The following is an 8,799-nucleotide window of genomic DNA, read 5'->3' as shown; positions in this document are numbered from 1 at the left end:
CGCGGCGGCACCGGCCGGCAAGGGCAAGGCCAAGCCGGCGCACAAGCCTGCGGGCGCGGCGCCGAAGGCCGCCCCGGCGAAGCAGCCGGCGGCGGAACCGACCAAGCCCGAGCCTGCCAAGACCGAGTCCGACAAGACCGGCTCCGACAAGACCGAGCCTGCGCCGGCCTCCGGTACCTGAGCCCACGGCGGCCCGCCTCGCCATCGCGCGCGGCGTGGCCGCTGCGCGGCGGCGGTGGCCAGCCGCTCAGTCGGCGATGCTGAGGACCTCTGGATTGGCCAGCCGCTGCGGCGCATCGGCGGCGAAGGCCAGCACGTTGTCGAAGGCAGCGCCGAAATACAGGTCGTAGCTGCCCTGTTCGACATAGCCCAGGTGCGGCGTCGCCAGCACCCGCGGATGCCGCAGCAGCGGATGCTGCGGATCCAGCACCGGTTCCTGCTCGAAAACGTCCAGCGCCGCCTGTCCAGGACGGCCGGCGTCCAGCGCGGCCAGCAGCGCGCCGGGCGCGATGAGTTCGGCGCGGCTGGTGTTGACCAGCAGCGCGTCCGATTTCATCCGCAGCAGGTCGTCCAGTCCGATCTGGTGGCGGGTGGCCGCGACCAGGCGGCGATGCAGCGTCAGCACATCGCTCTCGGCGAACAACGCCTCGCGGCTGGCGGCGACCGCAAAGCCGTCGGCGCGCGCCTGCGCACAACTGTCCTCGCTCCCCCATACCTGCACGCGCATGCCGAAGCCACGGCCGTAGGCGGCGACGCGGCGGCCGATCTTGCCGTAGCTCCAGATGCCCAGGGTCAGCCCGTCCAGGCTGCGGCCCAGCTGCGCATCGCCGGTGGCCTGCCAGTGTCCGGCCAGCAGCGCATCGCGGTAGGCGGGCAGGCGCCGGCTGGCGGCCATCAGCAGCGCCCAGGTCAGTTCTGCCGGTGCCACCGGCGCGCCGACGCCTTCGGCCACGGCCACACCGCGCGCGGTGCAGGCGGCCAGGTCGATGTGTTCGCCGATCCGCCCGGTCTGGCTGATCAGGCGCAGCTTCGGCAGTCGCGCCAGCAGGGCGGCGTCGATGCGGGTGCGCTCGCGGATCAGCACCAGCGCCTCGGCCTCGGCGGCGTGCCGAACGAAGGTCTCGCGGTCGGGCGCCAGCGCGGTCAGCACCCGCACGTTGTGCGCCTGCAGCCGCGCGAAGCAGGGCAGGTGGCGCACCGCATCCTGATAGTCGTCGGCGATCAGGATGCGCATCGGCTCAGCGTGGCTTGCCGGGCATCGGGAACGGCGTGACCACCTTCTCGCCGGTGGCCGCGTCGCGGATCGTCGATTGGCCCTTCTTCTCCACTTCCTCGATGCGCACGATGCTCTGCATCGGCAGATGCAGCGTCTTGGTGTCGCCGAACTCCTCGCGCAGGCGTTCCTCGGTGGGGTCGATCACCAGCCCGTCGTGCACGTCGAACACCAGCGTGCCGATCTCGGTGAAGCCCCACAGGTGGCTGCTGCCGACGTGCTGGCAATACAGCTCGTAGACCTTGCCGTGGTTGAGGAAGGTCACTTTGTACAGATGCTTGAACATGCGCGCAGTATACGGGCGCCGTTGCCGCAGGCGGCTCAGAAGCCCTTGCGCTTGCGCAGCCGCCGCGCGATCGCCGCGCGCACGTACAGCCCGTAGACCATGCCGAAGGCGAAGCCGGCCAGGTGCGCCGACCACGCCACCATGCCGAAGGCCGGGCCGATGTAGGCGAACACCACCTGCAGCGCCGCCCAGGTGCCGATCAGCAGCGAGGCCGGGGCGCGCACGAATTCCAGGAACAGCCCCAGCGGCAGCACCACGCCGAGCTTGGCCCGCGGGAACAGCGCCAGGTAGGTGCCGATCAGCGCCGAGACCGCGCCGCTGGCGCCGATGATCACCCGGTCCGGGGTGCCGACCGCGAACACCGCGGCCAGGTTGGAAATCGCCCCGCCGCCCAGGAACAGCAGCAGGAACCGCCACGGCCCCAGCACGCGTTCGGCGGGCAGGCCGAAGATCAGCAGGAACACCAGGTTGCCGAGCAGGTGCGACCAGTCGGCGTGCAGGAACAGCGCGGTGAACAGGCGCAGCACGCTGCCGTCCTGCACCGTGGCCAGCCAGTCGCGCGGGCTGCCCACCCCGGCCGAGAGCGCGCCCCAGTCCAGCCACAGGGTCGCGCGCGCCTCGTCGGGGCGGCTGATCGACCACAGGAAGGCCAGCCACATCGCCGCGAACAACAACGGCGTGGCCCAGCGCAGCGTGGTGCGTTCGCGGGAGGGGATGGAAACGAACATGCGAGGGAACGGGGAGCCGGAGACCGCCAGGGACGCCACGATAACGACTTCATCCGGCTGAACGCACGCCGACTCCACACGAAGCTGAACGCATCATGTCGTTATTGTTTAGTTAACGGTGCGGGGTATACTCGCATACGGCGTCGTATGTCGGGAGGGGACTCCGGCGCGCATTCCTGGACCATTCCGGCCCGGGAAGGCGCAGGCGCGAACACAGACACTCGTCTTCCGGAGAAAGCTAGCCATGCAAAACGCAACCCAGTTCGTCCGTTTCACCGCTCTGGCCGTCGGCATCGTCGGCGCGCTGGCCATGGGCCAGGCGCACGGCGCCGCGTTCCAGCTCAAGGAGAACAGCGCCAAGGGTCTGGGCCGCGCCTTCGCCGGCTCCGGTAGCGCCCCCGGCGATGCCTCGATCATCGCCGTGAACCCGGCCGGCATGCGCCAGCTCGACGGCAAGGTGTTCCAGGCCGACGTCAGCGCCATCCAGTTCTCGGCCAAGTACCAGGGCAACGGCGGCACCTACGCCAATGGCCAGCCGATCTCCGGCGGCCGTGGCGGCGACGCCGGCATGATCGCGCCGGTTCCGGCCGCGTACTTCCACATGCCGTTCGGCGAAAACAACAACATGCACTTCGGCACCTCGCTGACCGTGCCGTTCGGCTTCAAGACCGAATACGACCGCGACTGGGTCGGCCGCTACAACGGCGTGAAGACCGAGCTGCAGGCGATCGACCTGAACTTCGCCTTCTCCTACGACGTCAACCCGTACGTGTCCTTCGGCGCGTCCGTGTTCGCCGAGCGCCTGAACATCGAACTGACCAACGCCATCGACTTCGGCACCGTCCTGGCCTCGCGCCGCGTGCCGGGCTTCGCGCCGGGCAGCGCCGACGGTTTCTCGCGCATCAAGGGCGACAACACCGCGGTCGGCTTCACCCTGGGCGGCCTGTTCAGCGTCGACGAGCACACCCACATCGGCTTCAGCTACCGCTCGCAGGTCGAGCACAAGATCACCGACGGCGACGCCGACTTCACCGTGCCGGGCAATGCCGCCACCGTGTTGGCCTTCGCCGCGCCGGGCACCTTCGTCGACACCAAGGGCCGCGCCACGGTCAAGCTGCCGGCCAGCGCCACCGCCAGCTTCACCCACGACATCAACGAGCAGTGGACGGTGATGGCCGACGTCACCCGCACCGCCTGGAGCAAGTTCGACAAGGTCACCGTCGACTTCGCCTCCAACCAGCCCGACAGCGTGCTGGACTTCTCGTACCGCGACACCACCTTCGTGTCGCTGGGCGCCGACTACCGCATGAGTGACACGCTGACCCTGCGTGGCGGCCTGGCCTACGACCAGACCCCGACCACCGACCAGCACCGCGACGTGCGCGTGCCGGACGCGAGCCGCAAGTGGGTCTCGCTGGGTCTGACCTGGAAGCCGTCCGAGCAGACCGAGTACAGCTTCGGCTACACCCACCTGTTCACCAACGACCCGAGCATCGCCACCACCAGCGCCACCGGCAACCGCCTGGTCGGCGACTACGACGTGAGCGGCAACGTGCTGGCGGCCTCGGTCAACTACAAGTTCTGATCGCAGGCGCTTCGCAGTTCCACGAAAAAGCCCCGCTTCGGCGGGGCTTTTTTTATGCCTGTCCGCAGCGCATGGCGCGCGCTGCGGCAGGCTGCGCTCAACGCACGTTCCGGGCGGAACGCTGCGCCGAAGCGGGCCGCTCAGTCGCCCAGGGTCAGCAGCGAGGCGTTGCCGCCGGCGGCGGTGGTGTTGACCGTCACCACCTTCTCGGTGGCGAAGCGCAGCAGGTAGTGCGGGCCGCCGGCCTTGGGGCCGGTGCCGGACAGGCCCTGGCCGCCGAACGGCTGCACGCCGACCACCGCGCCGATCTGGTTGCGGTTGACGTAGACGTTGCCCACCGCCACGCGCGAGGCGATGCGCTCGATGGTCTCGTCGATGCGCGAATGCACGCCCAGGGTCAGGCCGTAGCCGGTGGCGTTGATCTGGTCGATCACCGCGTCGAGCTGGTCGGCCTTCCAGCGGATCACGTGCAGCACCGGGCCGAAGATCTCGCGCTGCAACTGCGCCAGCGACTGCAGCTCGTAGGCGCGCGGGGCGAAGAAGCTGCCGTGCGCGGTAGCGGCGTCGGTGGCGGCCACGGCGATCGCGCGCGCTTCGCGGTCCATGCGTGCGGCGTGATCGGTGAGGATCTGCAGCGCATCGGCATCGATCACCGGGCCGACGTCGGTGGACAGCAGGCCGGGGTCGCCGACCTTCAGCTCGGTCATGGCGCCGGCCAGCATGGTCATCACCTTGTCGGCGATGTCGTCCTGCACGAACAGCACGCGCGCGGCCGAGCAGCGCTGGCCGGCGGAGATGAAGGCGCTGGAGATCGCGTCCTTGACCACCGCTTCCGGCAGCGACGAGGAGTCGGCGATGAAGGCGTTCTGGCCGCCGGTCTCGGCGATCAGCACGCCGATGGCGGCATCGCGCGCGGCCAGCGCACGGTTGATCGCGCGGGCGGTCTCGGTGGAGCCGGTGAAGGCGACGCCGGCCACGCGCGGATCGCGGGTCAGCGCGGCGCCGACGGTGGCGCCGTCGCCGGGCAGGAACTGCACCACCGCCTCCGGCACGCCGGCTTCGTGCAGCAGCTTCACCGCGGCATGGCCGACCAGGTTGGTCTGCTCGGCCGGCTTGGCGATGACGCTGTTGCCGGCGGCCAGCGCCGCGGCGACCTGGCCGAGGAAGATGGCCAGCGGGAAATTCCACGGACTGATGCACACGAACACGCCGCGGCCGTGCAGCTGCAGTTCGTTGGATTCGCCGGTCGGCCCGGGCAGGCGCTCGGGCGCACCGAACTGCGCGCGCGCCTGGCCGGCGTAGTAGCGCAGGAAATCCACCGCCTCGCGCACTTCGGCGACGCCGTCGGGCAGGGTCTTGCCGGCTTCCTTGACGCACAGCGCCATGAACTCGGGCATGCGCGCTTCCAGCAGGTCGGCGGCGTGTTCGAGGATGGTGGCGCGGCTGGCGGCCGGGGTGCGGTTCCAGGCCGGATAGGCGGCCGCGGCGTTGCTCAGCGCCTTCTCCACGGTGGCGGCATCGGCCGGCTTCCAGTGGCCGACGATCTGGCGATGGTCGGCCGGGTTGGCGACCGCCAGGGCGTCGCCGGCGATCACCGCGCCGGGCACCAGCGGCGCGGCCTGCCAGGGCTTGAGCGCGGTGTTGAGCTGGTCGGCCAGCGCGCGCAGATCGTTGTCGTTGGCGAGGTTGGCGCCCATGGAGTTCTTCCTGTTGTGGTTCTGGCTGCGCAGCAGATCGACCGGCAGCGGAATCTTCGGATGCGGGATGGAGGCGAACGCGGACACGGCCTCGACCGGATCGCGGATCAGGTCTTCGATGGCCACGTCTTCGTCGGTGATGCGGTTGACGAAGCTGGAGTTGGCGCCGTTCTCCAGCAGGCGCCGCACCAGGTACGGCAGCAGGTCCTCGTGCGAGCCCACCGGCGCGTACACGCGGCAGGGCACACCGAGGCGGTCGGCGGGGATCACCTCGGCGTAGAGGTCGTCGCCCATGCCGTGCAGCTTCTGGTGCTCGTAGTCGCGGCCGCCGGCGATGGCGCGCACCGCGGCGATGGTCTGCGCATTGTGGGTGGCGAACATCGGATACAGCGCGTCGCTGTGCGCGAACAGGCGCTTGGCGCAGGCCAGGTAGGACACGTCGGTGTTCTGCTTGCGGGTGAACACCGGATAGCCCGGGTGACCCTCGACCTGCGCGCGCTTGATCTCCGCGTCCCAGTAGGCGCCCTTGACCAGGCGCACCGGGATGCGGCGGCCGACGCGGCGCGCCAGGTCGGCGAGGAAATCGATCGTGTACGGGGTGCGCTTCTGGTACGCCTGCACCGCCAGGCCATAGCCTTCCCAGCCGTCCAGCGACGGATCGGAGAAGGTGGCCTCGATGATGTCCAGCGACAGTTCCAGGCGGTCGGCTTCTTCGGCGTCGACCGTGTAGCCGATGCCATAGGACTTGGCCAGTTGCGCCAGTTCCAGCACGCCGGGCACCAGTTCGGCCATCACCCGCGCGCGCTTGGCGTGCTCGTAGCGCGGATACAGCGCCGAGAGCTTGATCGAGATGCTGGGCGCGGCGAACACCGCGTCCTTGCCGCCGCCCTGCTGGCGCTGCGCGGCGAAGTGCTTGCCGATGGCGTGGATCGCCTGGCGGTAGGCATCGAGGTAGCGCTGCGCGTCCTTCATGGTCAGCGCGCCTTCGCCGAGCATGTCGAACGAGTAGCGGTAGTGGGCGTTGTCGCCCTTCTTCGAGCGGGTCAGCGCCTCGCCGATGGTCCGGCCCATCACGAACTGATGGCCCATGATCTTCATCGCCTGGCGCACCGCCAGGCGGATCACCGGCTCGCCGACGCGGCCGATCAGGCGCTTGAACGCGCCGGACACGTCGGCGCGGGTGAGGTCGTTGATCTGCACCAGCTTGCCGGTGAGCATCAGGCCCCAGGTCGAGGCATTGACCAGGATCGAGTCGCTCTCGCCCATGTGCTTCTTCCAGTCCGCATCGCCGAGCTTGTCGCGGATCAGCTTGTCGGCGGTGTCCTGGTCGGGGATGCGCAGCAGCGCTTCGGCCACGCACATCAGCAGCACGCCTTCCTCGCTGCCGAGGTCGTACTGGCGCATGAAGGCCTCGATCGCGCCCTGGTCCTGGGCGCGGGCGCGCACCCGGGTGACCAGGTCGGCGGCCAGCGCCTGCACCCTGGCCTGGTCGGCCGCGGGCAGGCGCGCCTGCTCGAGCAGTTCGCGTACGTGTTCGGCTTCGTCCTTGAGCCAGGCGGCGGTGATCGCCGCGCGCAGGGCCTGCGGCGCGGGCGGGAGTTCGGGGGACAGCAAGGGCGAAGGAGACGCGGACGGCATCGCCGGGACAGAGCCGGCGCCAGGCAGAGCGTTCATGCGGGAAAGGCCAGGGACAGAGCCCGCTATTTTATGTCAGCGCCTGCACGCGCAGGGGGTTGCCGGCATCGCCACGGCGATGGCGGACGCGTCCAGGCTGAACGCACATCTTGTTGCGCTACAGCATTTTTTGTGGTGAACGCGCGCTTGCCGCCGCGCAGGCCGGGGGCTACCATCCAGGCGTGCTCGCGGCTCGGGCACGAGCGGTTCGGAAGCGGCGGTTCGACATGATCGAAATGTTTCCGTTTTCTCCGGAGGGGTCGGGTACGCAGCTGCGGCTGCGACCGCCGCGGGCGTTGAATGCCCGGCAATTCGTTCTGTTGTTCGTCGCACTGGCCGGGGCGATGTGGGCCGTGGCCGGGCTGGGGTGGCTCGCCGGCAATGTGTTCGCGCCTGCGTTCGCCCTGTTGCACAGCATCGTGGTGGCGCTCGCGCTGCATTGGTCGTGGCGCGGCGGCGAGCGCGAAGAGGATATCCGGGTGGGTCCGGCCTGCGTGGAAGTGACCCGTCCGAATGCAGGAACGCCGGCGTTCCGCGCCCACCCGCATTGGGTGCGGTTGCGGATCGAAGGCGACGACAGGGTGGTGCTGGCATCCAGCGGCAAGCAGGTCAGGGTCGGCGAATTCCTCGGCCCCGACGAACGCCGGCAACTGGCGCAGACCCTGGAAGGCTTGCTCGCGGCCGTGACCGGCCGCAACCGATGACGCTCCAAGGGGTCTAGGCAATGAAGCAACGCGGCGGGTGGGTGCAACAGGCGGTCAGGGGCGGGATGGCGTTGGCGGCGGCGATGGCCGCACCGCTGGCGTGGGCGCAATCGGCCGATCCCAAGCCGTGGCAGCTCAACATGGGCAGGGGCGTCACCCAGAGCGCGCGCAACGCCTACGACGCGCACATGGTCGCGTTGTGGGTGTGCGTGGTCATCGGCGTGCTGGTGTTCGGCGCGATGGCCTATGCGATCTTCAAGTTCCGCAAGTCCAAGGGCGCGGTGCCGGCGCAGTTCAGCCACAACACCAAGGCCGAGATCGTGTGGACGGTGATCCCGGTGCTGATCCTGATCGTGATGGCCTGGCCGGCCACGGCCAAGCTGATCGCGATGTACGACACCCGCGATGCCGAGATGACGGTGAAGGTCACCGGCTACCAGTGGATGTGGCGCTACGAATACCTGGGCGAGAACGTCTCGTTCACCAGCCGCCTGGCGCGCAGTTCCGACCGGCTGCGGCAGAGCGGCGCGGTGCCGACGGTCGAGCACGACCCGCACTACCTGCTGGACGTGGACAACCGGCTGGTGCTGCCGGTGAACACCAAGGTGCGCTTCGTCATCACCGCCGACGACGTCATCCACGCCTGGTGGGTGCCGGCGCTGGGCTGGAAGCAGGACGCCATCCCCGGGATCATCAACGAGGCCTGGACCAGCATCGACACCCCCGGGGTGTACCGCGGCCAGTGCGCCGAACTGTGCGGCAAGGACCACGGCTTCATGCCGATCGTGGTCGAGGCGGTGAGCAAGCAGGACTTCCAGAAGTGGCTGGCATCGCGCAAGCCGGCGCCCGCCA

The 8,799-nt window shown here is 69.5% G+C and carries 7 protein-coding genes and 1 pseudogene; 4 read left to right on the top strand and 4 right to left on the bottom strand.

Annotated elements, in window-relative coordinates; translation table 11 throughout:
- Positions 1-181 (top strand): annotated as a pseudogene (locus D588_RS0102195) (peptidase S41); the annotation flags it as partial.
- Between the two features lie 66 nt (positions 182-247).
- Here D588_RS0102195 and D588_RS0102190 read toward each other — a convergent pair.
- Genes D588_RS0102190 through D588_RS0102180 form a run of 3 tightly spaced genes read right to left on the bottom strand, consistent with a single transcriptional unit; the run spans position 248 to position 2,287 of the window.
- Positions 248-1,234: a D-2-hydroxyacid dehydrogenase family protein gene (locus tag D588_RS0102190; RefSeq protein ID WP_017914807.1), complete on the bottom strand. Its 987-nt coding sequence runs from the start codon at positions 1,232-1,234 to the stop codon at positions 248-250.
- 4 nt (positions 1,235-1,238) lie between these two features.
- The gene (locus D588_RS0102185; protein WP_017908048.1) at positions 1,239-1,559 is read right to left on the bottom strand and encodes a DUF1820 family protein; all 321 of its coding nucleotides are present in this window, start codon (positions 1,557-1,559) and stop codon (positions 1,239-1,241) included.
- A 35-nt stretch (positions 1,560-1,594) separates the two neighbouring features.
- A complete protein-coding gene (locus D588_RS0102180) occupies positions 1,595-2,287 on the bottom strand; it encodes a rhomboid family intramembrane serine protease (protein WP_017908049.1) in 693 nt (230 codons plus the stop codon).
- 244 nt (positions 2,288-2,531) lie between these two features.
- Between D588_RS0102180 and D588_RS0102175 the strand changes: the two genes are divergently transcribed.
- Complete coding sequence (locus D588_RS0102175; protein ID WP_017908050.1) at positions 2,532-3,872, top strand: outer membrane protein transport protein; 1,341 nt, start codon at positions 2,532-2,534, stop codon at positions 3,870-3,872.
- Positions 3,873-4,012: 140 nt separating this feature from the next.
- On the opposite strand, the gene putA is transcribed toward D588_RS0102175, so the two are convergent.
- Positions 4,013-7,207, bottom strand: a complete 3,195-nt coding sequence (gene putA, locus D588_RS0102170) for a bifunctional proline dehydrogenase/L-glutamate gamma-semialdehyde dehydrogenase PutA (protein WP_043083113.1) — start codon at positions 7,205-7,207, stop codon at positions 4,013-4,015.
- A 263-nt stretch (positions 7,208-7,470) separates the two neighbouring features.
- On the opposite strand from putA, the gene D588_RS0102165 reads away from it, so the two are divergent.
- Together D588_RS0102165 and coxB are read left to right on the top strand one after the other, a co-directional pair.
- Entirely contained in the window at positions 7,471-7,947 is a 477-nt protein-coding gene (locus tag D588_RS0102165; RefSeq protein WP_019796200.1) for a DUF2244 domain-containing protein, read from the top strand.
- 20 nt (positions 7,948-7,967) lie between these two features.
- Positions 7,968-8,799 (top strand): cytochrome c oxidase subunit II (gene coxB / locus D588_RS0102160; RefSeq protein WP_026143279.1); only part of this gene is annotated, 832 nt, incomplete at its 3' end.

The organism is Xanthomonas sp. SHU 308, assembly GCF_000364645.1.
Classification (GTDB): Bacteria; Pseudomonadota; Gammaproteobacteria; order Xanthomonadales; family Xanthomonadaceae; genus Xanthomonas_A; species Xanthomonas_A sontii.
The sequence above is the reverse complement of the archived record's forward strand: the minus strand, read 5'-3'. Positions and strand labels throughout refer to the sequence as shown.

Excerpts from the sequence above, each read along its gene's own strand:
- D588_RS0102185 (WP_017908048.1), bottom strand. The coding sequence starts at position 1,559 with ATGTTCAAGCATCTGTACAAAGTGACCTTCCTCAACCACGGCAAGGTC.
- D588_RS0102165 (WP_019796200.1), top strand. The coding sequence starts at position 7,471 with ATGATCGAAATGTTTCCGTTTTCTCCGGAGGGGTCGGGTACGCAGCTG.
- D588_RS0102175 (WP_017908050.1), top strand. The coding sequence starts at position 2,532 with ATGCAAAACGCAACCCAGTTCGTCCGTTTCACCGCTCTGGCCGTCGGC.
- D588_RS0102190 (WP_017914807.1), bottom strand. The coding sequence starts at position 1,234 with ATGCGCATCCTGATCGCCGACGACTATCAGGATGCGGTGCGCCACCTG.
- D588_RS0102180 (WP_017908049.1), bottom strand. The coding sequence starts at position 2,287 with ATGTTCGTTTCCATCCCCTCCCGCGAACGCACCACGCTGCGCTGGGCC.
- putA (WP_043083113.1), bottom strand. The coding sequence starts at position 7,207 with ATGCCGTCCGCGTCTCCTTCGCCCTTGCTGTCCCCCGAACTCCCGCCC.